We start from the raw sequence: 24,373 nt of genomic DNA on the forward strand, positions 1-24,373 counted from the left end.
GCAGTATGACAACAGGATCACGGGGCGCGTTCGGGTAGCACGGCGCTGAGCAGGAACGCGACGTTCCGCTCGGTCTCCGTCCAGGCCCTGGTGTCGAGTTCGACGGACTGCAGCAGGGCGCACTCGACCTGGTATCCGTGCTCGGTCAGGTCGCGGCCGACGAGTTCGGCCGCGTCGCGGGTGGCGGCGTGGGTGACGATGCGCTGCGGACGGCGGTCGGCGACCGCGTTCACCACGGCCGCTCCCCCGCCGCCGACCCGGACGACGTCGGGCTCGGGCAGGTTCTCCAGCACGTGCGGGGCGCTGCCGTGCACGATCTGCAGCTGGACCCCGAACCTGCGGGCGGCCGACTCGCTGCGGACGCAGGCCGCGAGGTCCCGGTCGACGGCGATGACGGCGGCGCCGGCCCGCGCGGCCTCGGTGGCGAACGCGCCGCTGCCGCAGCCGATGTCCCAGACCAGGTCCCCCACCCGGGGCCCCAGCCGGGCCAGTTGGGCGGCCCGCAGCAGATCCGTTTCCCCTTCGCCGAGCGCGGCTCCGTCGCCGTACTCCGCGTCGGGCTGCACCCAGCCCCGCGGACCGGCCGCCGGGTCCCGTCCGGCGATCCAGCCACCGCCCTCGGGCACCGTCACCGGTCCGGTCGTGCCCCCGATGACGATGACGACGTTGGGGTCGCGCCAGGCGTGGTCGGCGGCCTTGTCGGAGGTGACGACGTGGACCTGTTCGCGGTCGGTGCCGAGTTCCTCGCAGATGACGAAGGTGCGGTGAACGCCCTCCAGCAGCAGGCCGAGTTCGGCGGGTCCGGCGCCGGGTGAGGTGAGGACGGCCACCTTGGTGTGGGCGCGGCACACATTCACCGCGCGTCGCAGGGTGCGCCGGTGTGCGACGACCACCTGCGCGTCGTCCCAGGGCATGCCGGCGCGGGCGAAGGCGGCGGCCACCGAGGAGACGGCGGGGACGACCTCGACCTCCAGGCCGAACTCGGGTGCGCGCAGGGTCCGTACGACACCGAAGAAGCCGGGGTCGCCGTCGGCGAGCACCACGGCGGTGCCGCGGTGGCCGGCGATGCGGCGGGCGGCGAGGGCGACACTGCCGAGGCGGATGCGTTCGGCGCCGGGCGGCACCTCGGGGAGGTCCAGATGGTGGGCCGCGCCCGCGACGAGCGTGGCGGCGCCGAGTGCGCCGCGTCCCGCGGCGGTCAGGGGCGAGCCGTCCCAGCCGATCACCGTGACCCGGTCGGCCATCGTCGTCAGTCTCCAGGGTTTTCGCAGGTCGTCAGGGTCCGGGCCCAGAGGGCGGGCTCCGTGAGAGTACCTGGTGGAGGTGTACGGGGCGCGACGGGGCGAGTCCCGTCGCCGTCAGTTCCAGGAGGTGAAGCCGTCGCTGCCGGCGAGTTCCTCGCCCGCGCCCTCCAGGTCCTCCGGGAGCAGGCTCCACACGATGTAGTCGCTGCGTACGTCCGCCCAGGTGCCGTCCTCGGTGCGGACGTGGACTATGCAGGCGTTGCGCAGCACACCCTCGCTGATGCAGCCGATCTTCTGGGCCACCTGCTGGGAGGCGGTGTTGTCGGCGGCGGTGCGCAACTCGATGCGCTCGAACTTCTGGTCGCCGAGCAGCCACTGGGCGGTGGCGAGCGCGGCCTCGGAGGCGTAGCCCTCGCCACGGGCCCACGAGGCGACGATGTACGACAACTCGGTCGAGCGGATGTGCCAGTTGGTCTTGGCGAGCTGGATGACGCCGACCAGGCGCTGGGTGAGGAACTCGGTGACGGCGAGGTCGAGGCCCCGGCCCGCGAGCCGCTCGGCCGGCGCGTACTCGGCGATCCAGCGCCGGGCGGCGTCCTCGCTGTACGGCTGGGGCACGCCGGTCCAGGCCCCCACCTGCTCGTCGTTCATCATCTCGGCCAGGGCGGGCACGTCGTCCTCGTCGAAGGGACGCAGCACCAACCGCTCCGTGCTGATGGAGATGCTGGGGAAGGTGCTAGTCATGCGCCACTCCGTAACCTTCGGAATTCCTTCAGGGCCAAACCGTCAGGGCCTGCGAACTGCCCAGCATGCAGCATGAAACCACTGAACCGCACGACGGGGTCCACCCGTGGTGACCGAGTGGACCCCGTGCGTGGCGATACGCCGTATACGTGCCGTCGGAAGGGCGGCGCGGCTCAGAAGGACGGGATGACCGAGCCCTGGTACTTGTCCTCGATGAACTTCTTCACCTCGGGCGAGGTGAGGAGCTTGGCGAGCTTCTTCACCCGCGGGTCCTTCTCGTCGCCCTTCTTCACCGCGAGGAAGTTGCCGTACGGGCTGTTCTTCGCGGACTCCACGACGAGGGCGTCCTTGGCGGGCTTGATGCCGGCCGAGATGGCGTAGTTGCCGTTGATCACCGCGGCGTCCACGTCGTCCAGGGAGCGTGCGGTCTGGGCCGCCTCGACCTCCTTGAACCGGAGGTTCTTCGGGTTCTTCGCGATGTCCTGCGGGGTCGCCTCGCTGCCGGCGCCGTCCTTGAGGGTGATGAGTCCGTTGGCGGCGAGCAGCTTGAGGGCGCGCGCCTCGTTCACGGAGTCGTTCGGGACGGCGACGGTCGCACCGCTCTTCAGCGCGTCCACGCTCTCGACCTTGTGGGAGTAGAGGCCGAGCGGCTCCAGGTGCACCGTGACGACGGGCACGATGTGGGTGCCGCGCTTCTTGTTGAAGTCGTCGAGGTACGGCTTGTTCTGGAAGTAGTTGGCGTCCACCGAGCCGTCCTCGGTCGCCGTGTTCGGCGTGATGTAGTCGGTGAACTCCTTGACCTCCAGGTCGAGTCCGGCCTTCTTCGCCAGGTTGTCCTTGATGTAGTCGAGGATCTCGGCGTGCGGGGTCGGGCTCGCCGCGACGACCAGCGGGCCGCTGTAGTCGGCGGAGGCGGAGTCCTTGCCCGAGCCGCAGGCGGTGAGCCCGAAGGTGAGGGCTCCGGCGGCGAGGACGGCGGTGGTGAGCTTTGCGGTGTTACGCACGAAAAGTGCCTTTCCTTAAGGGTGGAGCGACCCCGCGATGGGTGGTGCGGGGAAATCCGGGGGAGGTCGCCGGTGGCTCAGACGGTCTCGCCGGCGGCCGTGGAGGCCTTCAGCAGGCGCAGCTTCGGCGCCGGTCCCGACCGGCCGCCGCGGCGGTGCAGGGAGCGGGCCGCGTAGTCGCCGGCGAACTGGATGACCGAGATGACGACCGCGAGGATGGCGACCGTGATCCACATCAGCTCGGTCTCGAACCGCTGGTAGCCGTAGCGGATGGCGATGTCGCCGAGCCCGCCGGCGCCGACCGTGCCGGCCATGGCCGAGTAGCCGATGAGCGCGACGATCGTGGTCGTGGTGGAGGAGATGAGCGAGGGCAGCGACTCGGGTACGAGGACCTTGCGTACGACGGTCCAGGTGTTGCCGCCCATCGACTGCACGGCCTCGACCAGTCCGCCGTCCACTTCGCGGACAGCCGTCTCGACCAGGCGGGCGAAGAACGGGATGGCGCCGATCGCGAGCGGCACGATGGCGGCCTCGCGGCCGATGGTCGTCCCGGTGATCCAGCGGGTGAAGTTCATCAGCGCGACCATCAGGATGATGAACGGCATCGAACGGGCCACGTTCACGATCTGCCCGATGACCTTGTTGGCCAGCACGTTCTGGAGCAGGCCGCCGCGGTCGGTGAGAACGAGCAGGACGCCGAGCGGCAGGCCGCCGACGACGGCGATCAGCGTGGACCAGCCGACCATGTAGAGCGTGTCCCAACACGCCTGGGACAGCAGCGGCTGCATCTCGGACCAGGTCACCGGGCACCGTCCTTCACCAGCAGGGCCTCCCGGCCCAGTACGTCGATCCGCAGGCCCTGCTCGCGCAGGAAGCCGATGGGCACCACGTTGTCCTCGTAGCGGCCGGGCAGTTCGATGCGCATCCGGCCGATCTGGAGGCCGCCGACGGTGTCGATGGCGGCGCCGAGGATCGATATGTCGATGTTGTAGGTGCGGGAGAGCTGGGAGATGAGCGGCTGGGTGGCGGCCTCGCCGTGGAAGGTGACGTCGAGGACGGTGCGGTCGTCGCCGGAGGCCTCGCCGCCGACCGGGAAGAGCGCGGCGGCCAGTTCGGAGCCCGGGGTCGCAAGCAGTTCGCTGACAGTGCCGTGTTCGACGATCCGCCCCTTCTCCATGAGGGCGGCCGAGTCGCAGATCGTCTTCACGACGTCCATCTCGTGCGTGATGAGCAGGACGGTCAGGCCCAGTTGCCGGTTCAGGTCGCGCAGCAGCTGGAGGATGGAGCGGGTGGTCTCCGGGTCGAGGGCGCTGGTGGCCTCGTCGGAGAGCAGCACCTTGGGGTCGCCGGCCAGGGCGCGGGCGATACCGACGCGCTGCTTCTGGCCGCCGGAGAGCTGCGCCGGGTAGGCCTTCGCCTTGTCGGCGAGTCCGACGAGGTCGAGCAGCTCAAGCGCCTTGACGGAGCGTTCCTTCCCCGACTTCCCGAGGATTTCGAGCGGCAGCTCGACGTTGTCCTGGACAGTCCTGGTGGACAGCAGGTTGAAGTGCTGGAAGACCATGCCGATGCGGCTGCGTGCCTGCCGCAGCTCCCTGCCGGCCCGGGGACCGCGCCCGGCGAGGGCGGTGAGGTCCTGCCCGTCCACCGTCACGGTGCCGGTGGTGGGGCGCTCCAGCAGGTTGACGCAGCGGATCAGCGAGGACTTGCCGGCGCCGGACTGGCCGATGACGCCGTACACCTCGCCTTCGCGGACGTGCAGATCGACGCCGTCGAGGGCGGTGACCTCGCGGCCGCGCGAGCGGTGGGACCGATAGATTTTCGTCAGGCCCGTTGTGGTGATCACGTGGGTTTCCGTCACTGTCGAGTGCGCGGGCGTGGGTGTGCCCGGGCGCACGGGTGCGTTCGTTCAGGGACGCGGCACGGTTCTCGCAAGGGCGCTGAACCGGGGAGAACATGTGCGCGGGGGGGCGGCTTGGGTCACATACGCGTTTCGTGGCGTCGTACGGACATGCCACCGGTCTCGCTTCGGGGCGCGAGCTCTGGGGTGGTGCGGGGGCCCTCTAGAAGGCGCACATTCGACACATACGACGAGCACCGGGCGTCATGGTCGCCTCGGTCGCAGGGGTGCGGTCGCTCGTCGTGGTCATGCGATCAGTAAACCAGACCTACGGTCCTGACAGGCCGCCGCTGTCCGCATGGTGGACAGCGGCGGACGCCTTTCAGCCGAGGGGCGATATCTCGACGGAGCCCTCGGTGACCAGCACGGACAACGCCGAGAGGTCCTTCACCACGAGGTCCGCGTCCAGCTCGTGCGCCTGGTGGGTTGTGGCCAAGGCCACGGTGGTCATGCCGGCCGCGCGGCCCGCCTGGAGTCCGGCGGGGGCGTCCTCGAAGACCACGCAGTGCGCCGGGTCGACGCCCAGCCGGCGGGCGGCGAGGAGGTAGGGCTCGGGGTCGGGCTTGCCGCGGGTGATGTCGTCGGCGCAGATCAGTGTCTTCGGCCGGATCCCGACCGCTTCCAGACGGGCTTCGGCCAGCCGGCCGGTGGCGGAGGTGACGACGGCCCAGCGGTCGGCGGGCAGGGCGTCGAGGAGGGCGGCGGTGCCGGGGAGCAGGTGGACACCGCCGTTGGGGACGTCCTCCACCTCCAGCTGTTCGACGCGGGCGACCGCCTCCGGCACCAGGGCCGCCGGGAGCAGGTCGGCGACGATGTCCGCGGCGGGCCGTCCATGCAGTTCGACGCGGGCGAACTCTTCGGTGACGCCGTACTCCGCCGCCCAGAGGGCCCAGCAGCGCTCGACCGAGTCGAGGGAGGAGACCAGGGTGCCGTCGTTGTCGAACAGGAGGGCTTGTGCGTGGATCGTCATGGTCTGGACCCTACGGTGTACGGCGGGGGCGACGGCATCGGGCCGTTTCGGCCGTAATAAGGTCACCGCATGCTCAATGCCCTGCTACTGGTGACCGGAGTCGCCGCGCTGCTGCTCGCCGTGTGGTGCGGCTGGGCGGCGTACCGGGACCAGCCGACGAAGGACTGGCACTTCATCGGGATGGCCGTGGTGACGGTGCTGGCGCTGGTCCAGCTGGTCGCCGGGATCGTGCTGCTGGCGCGGGGCGAGAAGCCGGAGCAGGGGACGACGATCTTCGTCGCCTATCTGCTGGGCGCGTTCGCGTGCGTGCCGGCCGCGGGATTCATGTCGCTCGCCGAGCGGACGCGGTGGGGTTCCGTGACGGTCGCCGCGGGCGGTGTGGTGCTGGCCGTGCTGGAGGTGCGGCTCTATGACATCTGGGGAGGGTGAGATGACGGCCGTGGAAGAGAGGCCGAAGCGGCGGCTGACCAGCGGGCCCGGGACGTTGCTGGTGTGGTTCTACGGGGTGATGGTGGTCGGCGCGGTGTCGCGATCCGCGTACCAGATCGCTACCGGGTTCGACCGGGCGCCGCTGGCGTACTCGCTGTCGGCGGTGGCGGGGGTGGTGTACGCGTTCATCACGTACACACTGGTGCGGGGCGGCGAGACGGCCCGCAAGGTGGCGCAGGTGTGCTGCGCCGCCGAGCTCGCGGGGGTGTTGATCGTGGGTACCTGGACCCTCGTCGACTCTTCTGCTTTCCCGGATGCGACCGTGTGGTCGGACTACGGGATGGGCTACGTGTTCATTCCTGTGCTGCTGCCGATTTCCGCGTTGTACTGGTTGCGGAAGGGCGCCGAAGGGGCGGGGGCCTGAGGAACGTGCGCGGCTGCGGGTGCGTTGTGGCTGGTCGCGTCCACGCGGCGGAGCCGCAGATCAAATGCAGCCCCGCGCCCCTGACGGGGCGCTTGAGCGAGGGCCGTTGAAAAGTCAGGCCGTTGTCGCATAAGTGCTGGCCGGCTTTTCCAGGACGATCATCGGGACGCCGTCCGCGCCCTTTGACGTGCCTACGGTCTCGTACCCGACCCTCCTGTACAGGCGGAGGTTGCCCTCGCTGCGGTGGCCGGTGAAGAGGCGGAACTTCTTGGCGCCGCGCTCCTCCACGAGCGCCGACTCGGCCGCGCGCAGCAGCCTCGCGCCGATGCCGTGGCCCTGGAGGCGGGGATGCACGCAGAGCTTCCCGATGGCCGCGGCGCCGTCCTCGGTGACCGAGCCGCGGACCGAGCCGACGACCTCCTCGCCGAGCCGGGCGACGAAGACGCAGTCGGTGGCGAGTTCCTGACGGACCGAGTCGAGGCTCTGGACGAGCGGGTCGATGCGGTAGTTGCCGTACAGCGCCGCCTCACTCTGGAAGCACAGGTACTGGAGCCTGAAGATCTGCTCTGCATCCTGCTCGGTCGCCACCGAGATGGTCACGCTCATGCCCATGTGCGCACGCCTCCCGCTCACCTGATCGCCTGTCGTTCTCACTCCTATCCCCGCGCTTCGCGGGGCGCAACCTCCGGCGTCAACAATCGACGCAGACAACCCAGACATCTGGAACGTTCCGGGCCGAGACTGCCCTGTGAGATACCCAACTCCCCCGCGATCTCCCGGTATGTCAGGTCCTTCGGGGAGAGCAGGGCCTGGAGCAGGCCGGGACAGCGGCCCGGCAGGCGGACCACCGCCTCGCGCAGGGCGCGGTGGCGGGCGGTGGTGAGGACGCGTTGCTCGGGGGTGGGGGTGGCCGTGTCGGCGGGGTCGGTGGCGTAGGGGCGTTCCCGGCCGGCGGTACGGCGGGTGCGGCGGGACTCGGCGCGGACCGCCCGGCGCAACCAGTCCTCGGGGGCACGGGGTGGGCCGTGGGTCGCCAGGCGCTCCAGGAGGCGGAGCCAGACGGTCTGCTCCAGGTCGCGGGGGTCGCCTCCGCAGGCATGTGCCTCGGCCGAGGCTTCGGCGGTGAGCAGCGGGCGCAGGGCGGCGACCAGGTCGTGCGTCATACGCGGAACGACGCGGCCGCCCCGGGGCAGGTTGCCGGGGCGGCCGGGAGACACCCCGAACGGGGCGCGGGTGCTCAGCCGTTGACGAAGTCGGCGCGGGCCAGCAGCGCGGTGTCGGCGTTGTCCGTGAAGACGCCGTCGATGCCGGTCTCGAAGTACTTCTGGAAGACGGGGAAGACGTTGCCGTAGGCGTCCGCGGCGCTGCCCTTGCGGTAGGCCGGGGGCAGGAACGGGTTCTCGTTGCGCATGGTGTACGGGTGGAGGACCAGACCCACCTTGTGCGCGTCCGCGACCAGCGTGCTCGGCGTGGTGAAGTCGCCGTTCGCGTCCTTGGGGATGATCAGGTCGAGGGTCGGGCCGATGCCCTGCGCGTAACCGGCGATCTCCCGCAGGCCCTTCGGCGTGATCAGGTCGGCGACCGTGCGCGGGTCCCCGGTCGCGACGAAGTCGTAGGGCTGCGTGCCGGCGGCGGAGAGCAGCACCACCAGCGGGTTGTCGAGCAGCGTGTTCAGGCGCTGGATGCTGGACGGCTCGAAGGACTGCAGGATGACCGGGGAGTTCCGCTTGTCCTTGCCGTACTTGCGCAGCAGCTTGGCGACCCGCTCCTCAAGGCCGAGGCCGAGGCGGCGGAAGTAGGTGGGGTGCTTGGTCTCCGGGTAGATCCAGACCTGCTTGCCGCGCTTGCGGGTCTGCTCGTCCTGCCACTTGAGGACCTCCTCGAAGGTGGGGATCTCCCAGCGGCCGTTGTAGAGCGTGTTGTGCGGGCGGTTGGCCGGGATGCGCTCGATCGCGCGCAGCGTCTTCAGCTCGGCGAGCGTGAAGTCCTCGGTGAACCAGCCGGTGGTGGGCACGCCGTCCAGCGTCTTGGTGGTCTTGCGGTCGGCGAACTCCTTGTGGTCGGCCACGTCCGTGGTGCCGCCGATCTCCGGCTCGTGGCGGCAGACCAGGTGGCCGTCCTTGGTGGGGACGAGGTCGCCGGCCTCGACGACGTCGGCGCCGAGGTCGAGGGCGAGGTTGTAGGAGCCGAAGGTGTGCTCGGGGCGGTAGCCGCTGGAGCCCCGGTGACCGATGATCGTCGGCTTCGGGAGGCTCTTCAGGCCGCCGTCGCCGTGACCGGCCTGCTTGACCTCGGCCGCTCTGGCCGCCCCGGGCAGCCCGAGGACCGCGCCGCCGGCGCCGAGCACCGCGGCGCCGAGCAGCGCCCGCCGTCCGGTCGTACCGTTTGCCTGCGTCCGCTCGTCCGAGTCGTGCGTGTTCATGAGCGCTCTCCTGACCTTCGCCCTTCGATGCCGGCTGATCGTAGGGCGGCGCATGTGACCGACGGGAGACCACCGGCCCAACGGTCGGATGACGCCGTATGGCTGATGGACGGCGGGCGGTGACGGTCCGTCGGCGACTTCCGTCACATCGCCGCCACCTCGTGACGAGCCGACGCCTGGGCGTCACCGCAGGTAAACCAGCGTCAACAGTACGTAAGACCTCGGTGAACCGGCCGTTCCCGATGTGCGCTTCCCAGGGAGCCGCGAGTAATGTCCTCACCTGCACATACTCATACCGCCCCTCGACATCGGAGGACCCGTTGTCCCGCTTCGCGCTCATCAAGGCAGTGCTCGGACCGATCATGCGCCTGATGTTCCGCCCCCAGGTGGAGGGCGTGGAGCACATCCCGGGGGACGGGCCGGTCATCCTCGCCGGCAACCACCTCACGTTCATCGACTCGATGATCCTTCCGCTCGTGAGCAAGCGGCAGGTGTTCTTCATCGGCAAGGACGAGTACGTCACCGGGAAGGGCTTCAAGGGCCGGCTGATGGCCTGGTTCTTCACCGGTGTCGGCATGATCCCGGTGGACCGGGACGGCGCGAGCGGCGGGGTGGCCGCGCTGATGACCGGCAAGCGGGTCCTGGACGAGGGCAGGATCTTCGGGATCTACCCGGAGGGCACCCGCTCCCCCGACGGCCGGCTCTACCGGGGCCGTACCGGCATCGCGCGGCTGACGCTGATGACCGGCGCGCCGGTGGTGCCGTTCGCGATGATCGGCACGGACAAGCTGCAGCCGGGTGGCGCGGGCATCCCGCGACCCGGCAAGGTCACCGTCCGGTTCGGTGAGGCGATGGAGTTCTCGCGGTACGAGGGGATGGACCGGGACCGCTATGTGCTGCGGGCCGTGACCGACTCGGTGATGGCCGAGGTGATGCGGCTGTCCGGGCAGGAGTACGTGGACATGTACGCCACGAAGGCGAAGGCCGCCTGACGACCGGGTCTGGCTGACACTCTTTCGGCGGAAGGGCGCGGACCAATCGTTCGCGCCCTTTTGTCTGCCATCTGCCTGACATCCGTCCGGGGTCCGCCTGCCGGTGGAATCTGACCCGACACTCCGGTCATTCCTCCGCATTTACCGACCATATGAGCACACAGCATGTCTTATTCAGACATGCAGAAACCTTCTCGGCGTACCCTGCTCCGTGCTCCGTTCGCTGCCGCCGGCGCGGGGCTTCTTGCGGCGTGTAGCGACTCAGGCTCCGAACCCCTTTCCGGCCCACGCCACACGGCCGGCACCGCGGCGTTCGTCCCGCAGGGGCCCAAGGGGTACGTCAACCCGTCGGACCCGGAAGTGCTCGCGACGGAGCGGAAGCGCGGGTCCGGCCCCGTCCGCATGATCAGGTTCACGGCCGCCAAGAGCATGCTGGACCTGGGCGGGCGGTCGGTCCACAGCTGGGCTTACAACGAGTCGGTCCCGGGGCCGCTGGTCCGCGCCACCGCCGGTGACGTGCTCAGCCTGACGCTTTCCAACCAGCTCACCGAGAAGACCACACTGCACGCCCACGGGGTGCGGCTGCGCTGCGACATGGACGGTGTTCCGGACCTGACCCAGCCTCCCATCGCGCCGGGGACGGACTTCATCTACCGGTTCGTCGCCTCCCACCCGGGCACGTATCTGCTCCACTCCCACGTCGGCATGCAGCCCGACCGGGCCCTCTACGCGCCGTTCATCGTCGACGACCCGAAGGAGCCGCTCGCCTACGACCAGGAATGGGTCGTCGTCCTGGACGACTGGGTGGACGGCATCGACGGCTCCAGCCCCGAGCGGGTACTGGACCAGCTCAAGCCGGGCGGATCCATGGACATGGACATGGGCATGGGCATGGGCCCCGGTCGCCACAGCCCGAGCCCCCACGGATCGGCGCACGCGTCCGCCTCACCGTCCAAATCCAGGTCCAGGACGCCGACGGGCCCCGACCGGGTGCTGCGCAACTCCCACAGCCAACTGCTCCACGGCGAGGGCGGCAACGTCGCCTACCCGCACTACCTGGCCAACGGGCGCCTGCGCACCGCCCCATCCGTCTTCCGCTGCCGCCCCGGCGACCGGGTCCGGATCCGTCTCATCAACGCGGGCTCCGAGACGGCCTTCCGGGTCGCGCTCGGCGGTCACGCCATGACGGTCACCCACACCGACGGCTATCCCGTGCAGCACAAGAAGACCGACGCGCTGCTCATCGGCATGGCCGAGCGGTACGACGTCCTCGTCACCGCCCAGGACGGCGTCTTCCCGCTCGTCGCACTCGCCGAGGGCAAGAAGGGCAAGGCGCTCGCGATCCTCCGCACCGACAAGGGGAGAAACCTTCCGGCGCCGGATGTCCGCCCGGACGAACTGGACCGCGAGCTCGTACCGGCACGCCGCCTGCTGCCGGCCGAATCCGTCGCGTTGGACGACCGCACTCCCGACCGCGATCTGCGGATCAGGATCACGGGGACGATGCAGAAGTACGACTGGGGGTTCGACCACAAGTCGTACGACGTGCGGGAACGGCATGCGGTGCGGGCCGGTGAGCGGGTACGGCTGACGCTGGTCAACGCGACCGACATGTGGCATCCGATGCATCTGCACGGGCATACGTTCTCGGTCACCGGGATCAGCTCGGCGGGGGCGCGCAAGGACACGACGATCGTGCTGCCGCATCGCAAGCTGGTGCTCGACTTCGATGCCGACAACCCGGGGTTGTGGATGCTGCACTGTCACAACCAGTACCACTCGGAGAGCGGGATGATGACGGTGTTGGGTTACAAGAAATGATTTTGGGGTGCATCGGTATTTCCTCGGGCGCGGGTGCGTCGTGGTTGTTCGCGCCCACGCGGCGGCAGCCGCACATCACACACGGCCCCGCGCCCCTGAAGGGGTGCTGCCCCGAACCGCGTTTCAGAGCTTCTGGTTCTTGAGCAGGAACCACGCTGCCGCCGCCGTTGCCAGGAGGACCGCGGCGCCCGCGCCCGAGGCCAGGTGGAGGCCGTGGGTGAAGGAGTCGCGGGCCGCTGTCAGCATCTCCGCCGCCGGGTGGGCCGGCATGGTCTTCGCCGCCTCCACCGCCGCGCCCAGTGATTCGTGGGCGGCGGCCGGGGTGCCCGCCGGGGCCGTGAAGTCGCGGTAGACGCCGGTCACGATCGAGCCGAGCAGGGCGATGCCGAGCGCCGCGCCCAGTTCGTAGGCCGTCTCGGAGACCGCGGAGGCGGCGCCCGCTTGGTCCTTGGGGACGCTGGAGAGTATGACGTCCGCCGTGACCGTGAACGAGAAGCCCGCGCCGACGCCGACCACCAGCAGGGCGGCGCCGAGGAGCGGGTAGCCGGTGGACTGCGAGAGGGTGGTCAGGACCGCGAGGGCCACACCCACGGCCGCCAGGCCGCCGGAGACCACCGCCCGCACCGAGTAGCGGCGGGCCGTACGTCCCGCCACCAGGCCCGCCGCCACCGCGCCGACCGCGGCCGGGAGTTCGGCGAGGCCGGCCTCGAACGGGTGCCTGCCCTGGACCAGTTGCAGGTACTGGGAGAGGAAGAACACAAGGCCCGACATGCCGAGCACGGTCAGCAGGTCGGCCAGGACCGCGCCGCTGAAGCCCCGGTTGCGGAACAGCCGCATGTCCAGCAGGGGCTCGGGCATGGTGAGCTGGCGGCGGACGAAGCCGTGAAGGGCCACGGCACCGAGGAGGGCGGCGACCGCGGTCACCCCGGTGAGGCCGTGGGTCGCGGCCTCCTTCACCGCGTACACGACCGCGATCATGCCGACCAGCGACAGCACGACGCTGATCAGGTCCCAGGGGCCGGGGCGGGGGTTGCGGGACTCGGGGAGCGTCCTGATGCCGACGAGGACCAGGACCACCATCACCGGCAGGTTGATCAGGAAGACCGAGCCCCACCAGAAGTGTTCGAGCAGGAAGCCGCCCACGATCGGGCCGACCGCCGTGCCGGCCGACGCGGCCGCGCCCCAGATGCCGACGGCGAGGCTGCGCTCGCGCGGGTCGTGGAAGAGGTTGCGGATCAGGGCGAGGGTGGCGGGCATCAGGGTCGCGCCCGCGACGCCGAGCAGGGCGCGGGCCGCGATCAGCATGCCGGGGGTCGTCGCGTACGCGTTCAGGACGGATATCGCGCCGAACGCCGTCGCGCCCACGAGCAGGATCCGCTTGCGGCCGATGCGGTCGCCGAGGCTGCCCATCGAGACCAGCAGACCGGCGATGACGAACGAGTAGACGTCACCGATCCAGAGCAGCTGGGTGCCCGAAGGGTTGAGGTCTTCGCTGATGTAGGGGGTCGCGAGGCCGAGGACGGTCGCGTCCACGGCCACCAGCAGCACGGCGAGCACGAGAGCGGAGAGCGCGAGCCAGCGGCCCGGCCGCTTCTCCTCCGCCTCCGCTGCGCGCGCCGGCTGCAGGGTGCTGGTCATGATTCCTCTCTTCGTCGTGCGCCGCCGAGCAGCAGCTCGACGATCATGTGGGTGAAGTCCTTACGGGCGACGCGGCCTTCGGAGACCGCCCAGGCGGCGGAGGCCAGCAGGCCGTACAGCGCCTCGGTGAGCCAGGCGGGCGTGAGGTCGATGCGGAACTCGCCGTCCTGCTGACCGCGCCTGAAGAGGGCCGCGATGCGGTCGTCGATCCGCGTCCAGCCCTGGTGCTGCGCCTCGCCCTCGAACAGCTGGTTCTCCGTGTAGAGGAAGGCGAGCAGGCCGGCGGCCGGTTCGATCTCGCCGACCAGGCGGTGTACGGCCTCGGCCGCGGGGCCCTCGTCCAGGCGGGCCGCGTCCAGGGCCGCCTCGCACTCCTCGATGCCGAGCGCCTCCAGCGCGCGCACGAGGGCGTCGCGCCCCGCGAAGTGCCGGTGCAGGGTGGCCCGGCTGATCCCGGCGGCCTTGGCGACCTCGTCCATGGTCGCGGTGGACTTGCGGGTCAGCAGGGCGGCTGCGCTGCGCAGGACGTGGTCGCGGTCGAGGGCCATGAGACAAGAGTAATCCAGGTGAGACAAGTTTGTCTCACCTGGGTCATGTGCGGCTCAGAGAGGTCTGGTCGGAGGTGGTCCCGCATCAGTGCCAGGGCAGGCTGCCGCGCCGCTCCCAGTAGGCGCGCGGGTCCTCGACCAGGGTGGCGAGGCGGGTCAGCTGGTCCGCGTCGAGGTCGACCACGGCCGCATGCAGGTTGGAGGCGAGCTGGCCGATCGTGGCCGCGCCGGAGAGGACGACCCCGGCCCAGGGCTGGCGGAGTACGACCGCGAGGGCGACGGCGTCGCAGCCCAGACCGGTCTCCTCGGCCACGGTCCGCACGGCGTCGGGGGCGTGCGGGGCGGCCAGACGGCCGTTGGCCATGCCCTCCTTCACGATCACCGTGAGTCCGGCGTCGTGCGCCTCGGCGAGGGCGGGGCCCGCCGAGGTCTCCAGGGCGTTGTACGTCGACTGGACGGTACGGAAGAGGGGCTCGCCGTCGACCCTGACGGCGAGGGCGGCGCGGATGGCGTCCGCCTGCGCGGGGCCGCTGGTGGAGAAGCCGATGGTGATGCCGCCGGCCGCCGCTTCGGCGAGGCGGGCGTGGAGTTCCTTGTCGGTGAGGGCGGGGCTGTCCGGGGTCACCGAGTGGATCTGGTAGAGGTCGAGGCGGTCGCCGAGCAGCTCGGCGGTCTCGGCGCGCTGGCGGTCGTACGTCTGGACGCTGTGGTCCTTGACCTCGTGGGTCTCGGCCTCCGCCGACCAGCCGGCCGTGTAGGTGTAGCCCCACTTGCTTCCGACGACGACGTCGTCGATGCCGGGGTGGGCGGTCAGCCAGTCGGCCAGGAACTCCTCGCTGCGGCCGTAGGAGCGGGCCACGTCGAAGTAGCGGACGCCCTGGGCGTAGGCGGCGTCAAGGAGTTCGTGGGTACGGGTGCGGAGCGCAGCTACGCTGCGATCGGTGCCGAGGTCGGCTTCACGGCCGAGGTTGATGTAGCCGGGGCGGCCGACTGCGGCGAGGCCGAGGCCGATGTGGCAGGTGGGGGTTGTTGCTGTTGCCAGTCGGGCGAAGGGCATCGCGGGCTCCGTTTCGGTCGGCTCCGTTGGGCTGTCGACCAACGTAACCCGCGATGACCTCTGGTTCGCCGTTCAGCTCGGGTGGTGCGGTGCGTTCGCGAGCGCGGGTGGGTCGTGGTTGATCGCGCCCACGCGGCGGCAGCCGCACATCGGACACAGCCCCGCGCCCCTGGCGGGGCGCTGTCCCCCGGGGCGCTGGAGGAGTCCTACTTCTTCGCGTCGGCCCACGCGTGCTGCACGGCCACGTCCGCCTTGACCTCCGCCAGCTGGATCGCCACCGCGCTCGGGGCCGTGCCGCCGCGGCCGTTGCGGGAGGCGAGGGCGCCCGGGACGTTGAGGACCGTGCGTACCTCGGGGGTCAGGTGGGCGGAGATCTTGGCGAACTGGTCGTCGGTCAGCTCGTCGAGTTCCTTGTCCTCGGCCTCCGCCGCCTTGACGCACTCGCCGGCCACCTCGTGGGCGACACGGAACGGTACGCCCTGCTTGACCAGCCACTCCGCGATGTCGGTGGCGAGGGAGAAGCCGGCCGGGGCCAGTTCCTCCATGCGCTCGCGGTTGACGGTGAGGGTGGCCATCATGCCGGTGAAGGCCGGGAGCAGGACCTCCAGCTGGTCGCAGGAGTCGAAGACCGGCTCCTTGTCCTCCTGGAGGTCGCGGTTGTAGGCGAGGGGCAGCGCCTTGAGGGTGGCCATGAGACCGGTGAGGTTGCCGATCAGGCGCCCGGACTTGCCGCGGGCCAGCTCCGCGATGTCGGGGTTCTTCTTCTGGGGCATGATCGACGAACCCGTGGAGAACGCGTCGTGCAGGGTCACGAAGGAGAACTCCTTCGTGTTCCAGATGATGACCTCCTCCGCGATGCGGGAGAGGTTCACACCGATCATCGCGGTGATGAAGGCGAACTCCGCCACGAAGTCGCGGGAGGCCGTGCCGTCGATGGAGTTGCCGACGCTGCCGTGCTCGAAGCCGAGGTCGGCGGCGACCGCCTCCGGGTCCAGGCCGAGGGAGGAGCCGGCGAGGGCTCCGGAGCCGTACGGGGAGACCGCCGTGCGCTCGTCCCACTGGCGCAGCCGCTCGGCATCCCGGGACAGGGACTGGACGTGGGCCAGGACGTGGTGGGCGAAGAGGACCGGCTGGGCGTGCTGGAGGTGGGTGCGGCCGGGCATCGCGACGTCCGGGTGGGCCTCGGCGAGGCCGATCAGGGCGTCCTGGAGGTCGGCGATCAGGCCGCCGATGGTGCGGGCGTGGTCCCGCAGGTACATCCGGAAGAGGGTCGCCACCTGGTCGTTGCGGGACCGGCCGGCGCGCAGCTTGCCGCCGAGGTCGGGGCCGAGGCGCTCCAGGAGGCCGCGCTCCAGCGCGGTGTGGACGTCCTCGTCGGCGATCGTGCCCACGAAGGAGCCGTCGGTGACGTCGGCTTCGAGCTGGTCCAGGCCGGCGATCATGCGCTGGAGTTCGTCCTCGGTGAGCAGGCCCGCCTTGTGCAGCACGCGCGCGTGGGCACGCGAACCGGCGATGTCGTAGGGCGCGAGCCGCCAGTCGAAGTGGACGGACGCGGACAGTTTCGCCAGGGCCTCGGCGGGACCGTCGGCGAACCGTCCGCCCCAGAGCCGTACGTCACCGCTGTTGCTGCTCACTTGCGTTGCTCCTAGAGAGGGTTGGTCAGTCCTGTGCCAGGTCACGCTTGGCGGCGATCTTCGACGACAGACTGTAGATGTCGATGAAGCCCTTGGCCGCGGCCTGGTCGAAAGTGTCACCAGTGTCGTACGTCGCGAGGTTGAAGTCGTACAGGGACGACTCCGAGCGCCGGCCCGTCACGACCGCGCGACCGCCGTGCAGGGTCATCCGGATGTCGCCGGTGACGTGCTGGTTCGCCTCGTTGACGAAGCCGTCGAGGGCTCGCTTGAGCGGGGAGAACCACTGGCCGTCGTAGACGAGTTCGCCCCAGCGCTGCTCCACCTGCCGCTTGTAGCGGGCGAGTTCGCGTTCGACGGTGACGTTCTCCAGCTCCTGGTGGGCGGTGATGAGCGCGATCGCGCCGGGGGCCTCGTACACCTCGCGGGACTTGATGCCGACGAGACGGTCCTCGACCATGTCGATGCGGCCGACGCCCTGGCCGCCCGCGCGCCGGTTCAGTTCCTGGATCGCCTGGAGCACGGTGACCGGCTTGCCGTCGATCGCGACCGGAACGCCCGCCTCGAAGGTGATGACCACCTCGTCGGCCTCGCGCGCAGTGGCCGGGTTCTGGGTGTACTCGTAGATGTCCTCGATCGGGCCGTTCCAGATGTCTTCCAGGAAGCCGGTCTCGACGGCGCGGCCGAAGACGTTCTGGTCGATGGAGTACGGGGACTTCTTGGTGGTCGCGATCGGGAGGTTCTTCGCCTCGCAGAAGGCGATGGCCCTGTCGCGGGTCATCGCGTAGTCGCGGACCGGGGCGATGCAGGTCAGGTCGGGGGCGAGGGCGACGATGCCGGCCTCGAAGCGGACCTGGTCGTTGCCCTTGCCGGTGCAGCCGTGGGCGACCGTCGTGGCGCCGTGCTTGCGGGCGGCGGCGACCAGGTGCTTGACGATGGCCGGGCGGGAGAGGGCGGAGACCAGCGGGTAGCGGTCCATGTAGAGGGCGTTGGCCTTGATGGCCGGGAGGCAGTACTCGTCGGCGAACTCGTCCCTGGCGTCGGCGACCTCCGCCTCGACCGCGCCGCAGGCCAACGCGCGCTTGCGGATGACGTCCAGGTTCTCTCCGCCCTGGCCGACGTCCACCGCGACGGCGATGACCTCGGCGCCCGTCTCCTCGGCGATCCAGCCGATGGCGACGGAGGTGTCCAGCCCGCCGGAGTAGGCGAGTACGACGCGCTCGGTCATGGGTCCCTCCTCCCGTACATCCGCTTGCTATGCATGAGTATGCAGAGCACTGCATGATTCGTCAATCCGACCAGGTTCGTCGGACGGATGTGAAAAAGGTTTGAACAAACGAAACCGCTTGCCCGTACCCATCCCTGAACGCTGGCGCCGCGTTTGTAAACCCACCTCTGACCCAAGTGAGGCATCCGCATGTCCAGGGCTCTTCCGAAGTACAACAAGCGTCGTGTCGCGCTCATCGGCGGTGCCGCCGCCGTGGCTCTGTCCGGCGCGGTCATCGCCGGTTCGGCCCTCGCCGGTACGCCCGACAAGAGCAGCGGCACGAGCAACGCGCGCACCCTCGCCGCCTCGCCCGGCACGATCACCTGCCCGGACGTCGCCTCGAAGCTCCCGGCGATCCCCGCCTCCGCCCAGGCCGAGGTCACCCGCAACCTCACGCTCCTGCAGACACAGATCCAGGAGGCCAACAAGCGGCTGGTCGACACGGTGGGTCAGGGCGGGCCGAACTTCGTGAACAACGCGATCCTCGGTCCCCTCAAGGACAAGCGCGTGGCGACCATCAACCGGATCGCGACCGCGATCGGCCGTACGGCCGCCAAGCCGACCGGCCTGGACTCGCTGGCACCGTGCACCCTGAACGCGAGCGGGACCGCCACGAACACGGGCGGCGGTACGGCGACGGGCACCGCCTCGGCCGCGGCCACGCCGAGCACGGCCGCGACCCAGCAGCAGTCCACGGGCAGCACCGGCACCACGAGCAGCAGCGCGGTGGGCACCATCACCTGCCCGGACGTCGCCTCCCAGCTCCCGGCGATCCCCGCGTCCGCGCAGGCGGAGGTCGACCGCAACCTCACCCTGCTCCAGACGCAGATCCAGGAGGCCAACAACCGGCTCCAGACCACGGTCGGCCAGGGTGGCCCGAACTTCGTGCAGAACGCGATCCTCGGCCCGCTGGCGGACAAGCGGAAGTCGACCATCGACCGGATCGCCATCGCGATCGGCCGGACGTCGACCAAGCCGACCGGCCTCGACTCCCTGGCCGCCTGCACGCTCACCAAGTGACGTGACAGGCAGCTGTGGCCGCCCCGTGTACAGCGCCGGCCGGGGCGGCCGCAGTGGGTCCTGTCCGGATCGCGGAACTTCTTAGACGTGCGAAGTAAGTGCGCCGATAATTCCCAGGTATGGGAAAGACCTACGAGCGCATCGACGGCAGGCTCCGCACGTTCATCGAGGAACAGCCCCTGTTCTTCACCGCCACCGCCCCGCTCGCGGGCGACGGCACGGTCAACCTCTCCCCCAAGGGCCTCCGGGGCTCCTTCGCCGTACTCGACGAACTGACCCTGGCCTACCTGGACTTCGCCGGTTCCAACGCCGAGACCATCGCCCATCTGCGGGAGAACGGCCGCATCACCCTGATGTGGTGCGCGTTCCAGGGCCCGCCGAACATCGTGCGGGTGCACGGCCGCGGCGAGGCGGTCTTCCGTGACGACCCGCGCTTCACGGACCTTCTCTCCCGTTTCCCGGCCATCGACCCGGCCCGGCACGGCCTGCGCGCGATCATCGTCGTGCACGCCGAACTCGTCCGGGACAGTTGCGGTTACGCGGTCCCCCATATGGCGTACGAGGCCGATCGCGAGCTGCACGGGAAGCGCTTCGCGCGCGAGGACGACGCCTCGCTGAGCGCGTACTTCGAGAAGAAGGAGCACATCGCGGTGAGCCTGGACGGCCTACCCGGGCTGCCGTTGCCGCTGCCTCCGTCTACCGTCTGAGCCATGCGTCCAGGCGTCGTCGTCACCCTTGTGTCCGCGTCCCTCCTGCTGCTCGGCGCGGCACCGGGGGGCGGGGACGCCGGGCCGCTGCCCGCGAGCATGGCCGACACGGGGGGCGGCACCCAGCTGATCACCGTGGAGGCGCCGGCGCTGAACTCGACGTCGGGGACCCTGACCTGGTGGGAGCGGCGGGACGGGGCGTGGGTGAAGGTGGGGTCGGCCGATGCCCGCTTCGGGGCGAAGGGGCTGGTCGAGGGGGTCAAGCGGCAGCAGGGTACGAACACGACGCCGACGGGGCTGTACGACCTGCCGTTCGGGTTCGGTATCCAGGCGGCGCCGGCGGGGACCACGGTGGAGTACCGGCCGGTGACGGCGGACGCGTGGTGGTGCCAGGACAACGACTCGGCGTCCTACAACCGGTGGGTGGAGCCGCTGCCGGGCGACTGCCGGGCAGCGGAGTCGGAGAAGCTGTCGTCGTACGGGACGCAGTACGGGTATGCGCTGGTGATCGGGTTCAACTACGACAAGCCGGTTCGGGGGCGGGGGGCCGGGATCTTTCTGCATGTCAACGGGGCGGGGGCTACGGCGGGGTGTGTTTCGGTGCCGGAGGACGCGATGCGGCGGATTCTGCAGTGGGCGGATCCGAAGAAGGCGCCGCATATCGCCATGGGGACGGTGGGCGGGGATACGGCTCTCGCCCGGTATTGAGGTTGCGTTGCGCCGTAGGGGTGCGGGTGCGCTGACGGGTGCCGGTTGTGTGTGGCTGGTCGCGCCCACGCGGCGGAGCCGCACATCGGTACAGCCCCGCGCCCCTAGGTGGGTGACCCCACCCGGAGCCGCACAGTGAACGTCGTTGACCCTGGAGTGCTCTCCAAGGTCACCGTCCCCCCATGTGCCTCCACCACCGCCGCCACGATCGACAGGCCCAGCCCCGCTCCCCCACCGGGCGCGTCCGCGCGGCGGCGGTGTTCGGCTCGGGTGAAGCGTTCGAAGACGCCGGGCTGGATGTCCGGTGGAACGCCGGGGCCGTCGTCGTGCACCTGGAGAACCGCCTCGGCGCCGTCCGTCTCCAGTGTCACGGTCACCTTCGCGCCGACAGGTGTGTGCAAACGCGCGTTGGCCAACAGGTTGGCCAACACCTGTTGGAGGCGGTGGGTGTCACCGGTCACCGTCACCGGTTCCTCGGGGAGGTCCAGGGTCCAGCGGTGGCCGGGGCCCGCGGCGCGGGCGTCCGTGACCGCGTCCAGGATCAGGTGGGTGAGGTCGACCGGGTGGCTCTCCAGGGGGCGGCCGGCGTCCAGGCGGGCCAGGAGGAGGAGGTCGTCGACCATCTCGCCCATGCGGGAGGACTCGGCGGCGATGCGCTCCAGAGCGCGGGTGATCTCGGGGGGCACCGGGCCCGGGTGGAACAGTGCCAGTTCCGCGTGGCCGCGGACCGAGGCGACCGGCGTGCGCAGTTCGTGGCTGGCGTCGGCCGCGAAGGTGCGCAGGCGTTCCTCACTGGCGTGGCGTTTGGTGAGCGCGTCCTCGACGTGGCCCAGCATGCGGTTGAAGGCGGTGGCCATCCGGCCGACCTCGCTGCGGGGGTCGGACTCGGGGGCGCGGGGCGGCAGGGCCACCTCGCCGCTGGCGAGCGGGAGTTCGCTGACCCGGGTGGCCGTGTCCGCGACGCGGCTCAGCGGGCGCAGGGACCAGCGGACCCAGAGGGCGCCGGCCACCCCGGCCGCGGCGAGGGCGAGGCCGAAGACGGCGGCGGCGACCAGTTCCAGGCGGTGGACGGTGGCGCGTACCGGTTCCAGGGACAGGCCGGTGATCAGGACGTCGCCGTCACGGCCCGGCCAGGCCAGCAGCCGGTAGTCACCGATCGAGGCGAGGTGGACCGTGTGACCGCGGCCGTCCACCGGCAGTTCGGCGAGAGCCGCGCGGTCCCGGGCCGTGAGGGCGACGGTCAGGTCCGGGTCGGCTCCGGCGGGGATCAGGGCCGCGTTGGTGACCTGGCCCTTCAGCAGGCGGGCGCCGAAGGTGCCGGCCGCCTGGCGGCGGGTGTCGCCGTGCTCGTCGCCGTCCCGGTCGCTGGGCTTGTACTTCCCGTGTTCCAGGGACTGCGGGAAGCTCGGACCGGTCTGCTGGAGCTGCTGGTCCAGGCGCCCGGTGAGGAAGCCGTCCAGTTCCACCACGGCCGCCACACCCACCGCCGCGCAGCTCACCGCGAGCAGCACCACCAGGCCCGCGGTGAGGCGGGCTCGGAGGGTGCGGAGGCGGGGCGGGTGGCGGAGCAGGTGCCGGAGCCGTCGTAGCAGGTTCATTTGGTCACCGGTTTGAGGACGTAACCGGCGCCGCGGACCGTGTGGATCATGGGCTCCCGGCCCGCGTCCACCTTCTTGCGCAGGTAGGAGATGTACAGCTCGACGACGTGGGCGCGGCCGCCGAAGTCGTACGACCACACCCGGTCCAGTATCTGTGCCTTGCTGAGGACGCGGCGCGGGTTGCGCATCAGGAAGCGCAGGAGCTCGAACTCGGTCGGGGAGAGCTCGATCAGCTCGCCGGCCCGGGTCACCTCGCGGGCCTCCTCGTCCATGGTCAGGTCGCCGACGACCAGCCGGGGACCGTCCTCCTGCTGGCGGGCCATGCCGGCGCGGCGCAGCAGTCCGCGCAGCCGGGCGACCACCTCCTCCAGGCTGAAGGGCTTGGTCACGTAGTCGTCGCCGCCCGCGGTGATGCCGGCGATACGGTCCTCGACGGTGTCCCGGGCCGTGAGGAAGAGCACACAGACGTCCGGCTTGACCTGGTGCAGCGAGCGGAGCACGGCGAAGCCGTCGGTGTCCGGGAGCATCACGTCCAGGACCACCGCGTCCGGCATCAGCTCCCGGGCCGCGGCCAGCGCGCTTGCGCCGTCGCCGGCCGCCCGGACCTCCCAGCCCTCGTAGCGCAGGGCACCGGTGAGGACCTCCGCGAGGTCGGGGTCGTCGTCGACGACGAGGACGCGGAGCGGGGTGCCGTCGGGTCGGGTGAGGGCGGGGCGGCCGGAGCGGGTCGTGTTCATCGCGTCTACCAGCATCCCTCCTCCCGGGAGCGAGGAGTGGCCCTGGGGGCTCTGAGTTTCCTCTGAGCCGGCTCAGACGGTCCCGGTTCAGAAGGTGCTCAGAAGTTCGGGTTGCACAGTGGCGTCCTGACCGGAGAGAGGACACGACTCATGACGACCGTGGACGAACGGCGTACGGCCCCCGCCGTGCCCGTGGCCACGCGCCGCTCCCCCGCGGGCGCCGTGCTCGCCCTGCTGTGGGCCGGTGCGGCGGCCGTGGTCCTGCTGTGGTGGTCGGACACCGGCTCCGTCGTGGGTGCGGCGGGCTGGCTGACCGGGGCCGGGCGGATCGCCGGTCTGCTGTGCGGGTACTCCTGCGCGGTGCTCGTCGGCCTGATGGCCCGGGTGCCGCTGCTGGAGGTGCGGGTCGGTTCGGACCGGGTCGCCCGCTGGCACGCGATGGCCGGCCGGTACACGGTCTGCCTGCTGGTCGCGCACATCGTGCTGATCCTCACCGGGTACGCGGCCCAGGACCACGCCTCGATCGTCCACGAGACGCTGAACGTCGTCCTGGACTACCCCGACATGCTCAAGGCGACCGCCGGCACGGTGATCCTCTTCGCCGTCGGCATCACCTCGATGCGCGCGGCGCGCCGCCGTACCAGCTACGAGTTCTGGTACTACGTCCACCTGCTCACCTACGCGGCCGTCTTCCTCGCCTTCTTCCACCAGCTGACGCTGGGCAACGACTTCAACGGCAAGCCGGTCGCCACCGCCTTCTGGTACGCGCTGTACCTGGGGGTAGCGGCGCTGGTGCTGTGGTTCCGGATCCTGGCGCCCGTGCGGCTCAACCTGCGGCACCGGCTGCGGGTGCACTCGGTGCAGAAGGAGGCGCCGGGCGTGTACTCGGTCGTCGTCCAGGGCCGGCGGATCGGCGAACTGGGCGCGCAGGCCGGGCAGTTCTTCCGGTGGCGGTTCTTCGGCGGTGACGGCATGGGCTGGACGTCGACCCCGTACTCCCTGTCGGCGCCGCCGCGTGGCGACCTGCTGCGGATCACCGTCAAGGCGCTGGGCGACCACAGCACGGCGGTGGCGCTGCTCCGCCCGGGCACCCGGGTGTGGGCGGAGGGCCCGTACGGCGCCCTCACCGCGGACCGGGCGAGCAGCCACCGGACTCTGCTGATCGCGGCCGGTGTCGGCGTCACTCCGCTGCGGGCACTCTTCGAGACCCTGCCCGGCGAGGTCACGCTGCTCTACCGGGCGCGGACCGCCGAGGACCTGGCGCTGGGCAGCGAGCTGGAGGCGATCGCACGCTGGCGCGGGGCCCAGGTGCTGTACGCCCTCAACGGTGCGCAGGGTGAGCGCCCCGCCCTGACCGCACAGTCGCTGCGGGCGACCTTCCCGGGCCTCGCCGGTTATGACGTGTACATCTGCGGTCCGCACGGCTTCGCCCAGGAGCTGTACGGGGCGCTGCGCGCCGCCGGGGTGCCCGATCGCCGTATCCACCACGAGTCCTTCGAGCTGTGAGGCCCCTGC

At 70.6% G+C, this 24,373-nt stretch carries 24 protein-coding genes; 8 read left to right on the forward strand and 16 right to left on the reverse strand.

Going from position 1 to position 24,373, the window contains the following annotated elements; genetic code table 11:
- Nucleotides 1–17: 17 nt before the first annotated feature.
- From cbiE to OHB00_RS11065, 6 genes are all read right to left on the reverse strand, one after another.
- Nucleotides 18–1,244, reverse strand: a complete 1,227-nt coding sequence (cbiE, locus tag OHB00_RS11040; RefSeq protein ID WP_406433716.1) for a precorrin-6y C5,15-methyltransferase (decarboxylating) subunit CbiE — start codon at nt 1,242–1,244, stop codon at nt 18–20.
- A 114-nt stretch (nt 1,245–1,358) separates the two neighbouring features.
- Entirely contained in the window at nt 1,359–1,988 is a 630-nt protein-coding gene (locus OHB00_RS11045) for a GNAT family N-acetyltransferase (protein WP_406433718.1), read from the reverse strand.
- 173 nt (nt 1,989–2,161) lie between these two features.
- Nucleotides 2,162–2,992 (reverse strand): MetQ/NlpA family ABC transporter substrate-binding protein, encoded by an 831-nt coding sequence (locus tag OHB00_RS11050; protein ID WP_406433720.1) that lies wholly within the window; start codon nt 2,990–2,992, stop codon nt 2,162–2,164.
- A gap of 77 nt (nt 2,993–3,069) precedes the next feature.
- On the reverse strand, nt 3,070–3,795 hold the full coding sequence (locus tag OHB00_RS11055; protein WP_406433722.1) for a methionine ABC transporter permease: 726 nt from the start codon (nt 3,793–3,795) through the stop codon (nt 3,070–3,072).
- The gene (locus tag OHB00_RS11060) at nt 3,792–4,835 is read right to left on the reverse strand and encodes a methionine ABC transporter ATP-binding protein (RefSeq protein ID WP_406433724.1); all 1,044 of its coding nucleotides are present in this window, start codon (nt 4,833–4,835) and stop codon (nt 3,792–3,794) included. The genes OHB00_RS11055 and OHB00_RS11060 overlap by 4 nt, the downstream gene beginning before the upstream one ends.
- Before the next feature lie 376 nt (nt 4,836–5,211).
- Nucleotides 5,212–5,859: an HAD family hydrolase gene (locus tag OHB00_RS11065; RefSeq protein WP_406433726.1), complete on the reverse strand. Its 648-nt coding sequence runs from the start codon at nt 5,857–5,859 to the stop codon at nt 5,212–5,214.
- A gap of 69 nt (nt 5,860–5,928) precedes the next feature.
- Here OHB00_RS11065 and OHB00_RS11070 point away from each other — a divergent pair, with 69 nt between their 5' ends.
- Nucleotides 5,929–6,288 (forward strand): hypothetical protein, encoded by a 360-nt coding sequence (locus OHB00_RS11070; protein ID WP_406433728.1) that lies wholly within the window; start codon nt 5,929–5,931, stop codon nt 6,286–6,288.
- Nucleotide 6,289: 1 nt separating this feature from the next.
- Complete coding sequence (locus OHB00_RS11075; RefSeq protein ID WP_406433730.1) at nt 6,290–6,712, forward strand: hypothetical protein; 423 nt, start codon at nt 6,290–6,292, stop codon at nt 6,710–6,712.
- Between the two features lie 114 nt (nt 6,713–6,826).
- Here OHB00_RS11075 and OHB00_RS11080 read toward each other — a convergent pair whose 3' ends face one another.
- The 3 genes from OHB00_RS11080 to OHB00_RS11090 form a co-directional block, all read right to left on the reverse strand.
- Entirely contained in the window at nt 6,827–7,324 is a 498-nt protein-coding gene (locus OHB00_RS11080; protein WP_406433732.1) for a GNAT family N-acetyltransferase, read from the reverse strand.
- A 44-nt stretch (nt 7,325–7,368) separates the two neighbouring features.
- Nucleotides 7,369–7,875, reverse strand: a complete 507-nt coding sequence (locus tag OHB00_RS11085) for an RNA polymerase sigma factor (RefSeq protein WP_406433734.1) — start codon at nt 7,873–7,875, stop codon at nt 7,369–7,371.
- A 74-nt stretch (nt 7,876–7,949) separates the two neighbouring features.
- A complete protein-coding gene (locus OHB00_RS11090; RefSeq protein ID WP_406433736.1) occupies nt 7,950–9,134 on the reverse strand; it encodes a glycerophosphodiester phosphodiesterase in 1,185 nt (394 codons plus the stop codon).
- Nucleotides 9,135–9,454: 320 nt separating this feature from the next.
- Between OHB00_RS11090 and OHB00_RS11095 the strand changes: the two genes are divergently transcribed.
- Together OHB00_RS11095 and OHB00_RS11100 are read left to right on the forward strand one after the other, a co-directional pair.
- Complete coding sequence (locus tag OHB00_RS11095; RefSeq protein WP_089103180.1) at nt 9,455–10,126, forward strand: 1-acyl-sn-glycerol-3-phosphate acyltransferase; 672 nt, start codon at nt 9,455–9,457, stop codon at nt 10,124–10,126.
- Between the two features lie 180 nt (nt 10,127–10,306).
- Nucleotides 10,307–11,947 (forward strand): multicopper oxidase family protein, encoded by a 1,641-nt coding sequence (locus tag OHB00_RS11100; protein ID WP_406433738.1) that lies wholly within the window; start codon nt 10,307–10,309, stop codon nt 11,945–11,947.
- A gap of 123 nt (nt 11,948–12,070) precedes the next feature.
- On the opposite strand, the gene OHB00_RS11105 is transcribed toward OHB00_RS11100, so the two are convergent.
- The 5 genes from OHB00_RS11105 to OHB00_RS11125 all read right to left on the reverse strand — a co-directional run bounded on the left by OHB00_RS11105 (nt 12,071) and on the right by OHB00_RS11125 (nt 18,049).
- On the reverse strand, nt 12,071–13,585 hold the full coding sequence (locus OHB00_RS11105; protein WP_406433740.1) for an MFS transporter: 1,515 nt from the start codon (nt 13,583–13,585) through the stop codon (nt 12,071–12,073).
- Complete coding sequence (locus OHB00_RS11110) at nt 13,582–14,133, reverse strand: TetR/AcrR family transcriptional regulator (protein ID WP_406433742.1); 552 nt, start codon at nt 14,131–14,133, stop codon at nt 13,582–13,584. Before OHB00_RS11110 ends, OHB00_RS11105 begins: the two co-directional genes overlap by 4 nt.
- 85 nt (nt 14,134–14,218) lie before the next feature.
- Nucleotides 14,219–15,190: an aldo/keto reductase gene (locus OHB00_RS11115; protein ID WP_406433744.1), complete on the reverse strand. Its 972-nt coding sequence runs from the start codon at nt 15,188–15,190 to the stop codon at nt 14,219–14,221.
- A 206-nt stretch (nt 15,191–15,396) separates the two neighbouring features.
- Nucleotides 15,397–16,824: an argininosuccinate lyase gene (argH, locus tag OHB00_RS11120; protein ID WP_406433746.1), complete on the reverse strand. Its 1,428-nt coding sequence runs from the start codon at nt 16,822–16,824 to the stop codon at nt 15,397–15,399.
- 25 nt (nt 16,825–16,849) lie between these two features.
- The gene (locus tag OHB00_RS11125) at nt 16,850–18,049 is read right to left on the reverse strand and encodes an argininosuccinate synthase (protein WP_406433748.1); all 1,200 of its coding nucleotides are present in this window, start codon (nt 18,047–18,049) and stop codon (nt 16,850–16,852) included.
- Nucleotides 18,050–18,238: 189 nt separating this feature from the next.
- Between OHB00_RS11125 and OHB00_RS11130 the strand changes: the two genes are divergently transcribed.
- From OHB00_RS11130 to OHB00_RS11140, 3 genes are all read left to right on the forward strand, one after another.
- A complete protein-coding gene (locus tag OHB00_RS11130) occupies nt 18,239–19,108 on the forward strand; it encodes a hypothetical protein (protein ID WP_406433750.1) in 870 nt (289 codons plus the stop codon).
- A gap of 119 nt (nt 19,109–19,227) precedes the next feature.
- Nucleotides 19,228–19,815 (forward strand): pyridoxamine 5'-phosphate oxidase family protein, encoded by a 588-nt coding sequence (locus tag OHB00_RS11135; RefSeq protein ID WP_406433752.1) that lies wholly within the window; start codon nt 19,228–19,230, stop codon nt 19,813–19,815.
- Between the two features lie 3 nt (nt 19,816–19,818).
- Nucleotides 19,819–20,523 carry a L,D-transpeptidase gene (locus OHB00_RS11140; protein WP_406433754.1) on the forward strand — a complete coding sequence of 235 codons (705 nt, stop codon included), beginning with the start codon at nt 19,819–19,821 and terminating at the stop codon, nt 20,521–20,523.
- Between the two features lie 104 nt (nt 20,524–20,627).
- On the opposite strand, the gene OHB00_RS11145 is transcribed toward OHB00_RS11140, so the two are convergent.
- Nucleotides 20,628–22,121 (reverse strand): sensor histidine kinase, encoded by a 1,494-nt coding sequence (locus OHB00_RS11145; RefSeq protein ID WP_406433756.1) that lies wholly within the window; start codon nt 22,119–22,121, stop codon nt 20,628–20,630.
- Nucleotides 22,118–22,858, reverse strand: a complete 741-nt coding sequence (locus OHB00_RS11150) for a response regulator transcription factor (protein ID WP_406445723.1) — start codon at nt 22,856–22,858, stop codon at nt 22,118–22,120. The genes OHB00_RS11145 and OHB00_RS11150 overlap by 4 nt, the downstream gene beginning before the upstream one ends.
- A gap of 150 nt (nt 22,859–23,008) precedes the next feature.
- Here OHB00_RS11150 and OHB00_RS11155 point away from each other — a divergent pair, with 150 nt between their 5' ends.
- Nucleotides 23,009–24,364 (forward strand): ferric reductase-like transmembrane domain-containing protein, encoded by a 1,356-nt coding sequence (locus OHB00_RS11155; protein WP_406433758.1) that lies wholly within the window; start codon nt 23,009–23,011, stop codon nt 24,362–24,364.
- The last annotated feature ends 9 nt before the right edge of the window (nt 24,365–24,373 follow it).

The sequence above is a fragment of the Streptomyces sp. NBC_00631 genome (assembly GCF_045206895.1).
In the GTDB taxonomy this organism is placed as follows: domain Bacteria; phylum Actinomycetota; class Actinomycetes; order Streptomycetales; family Streptomycetaceae; genus Streptomyces.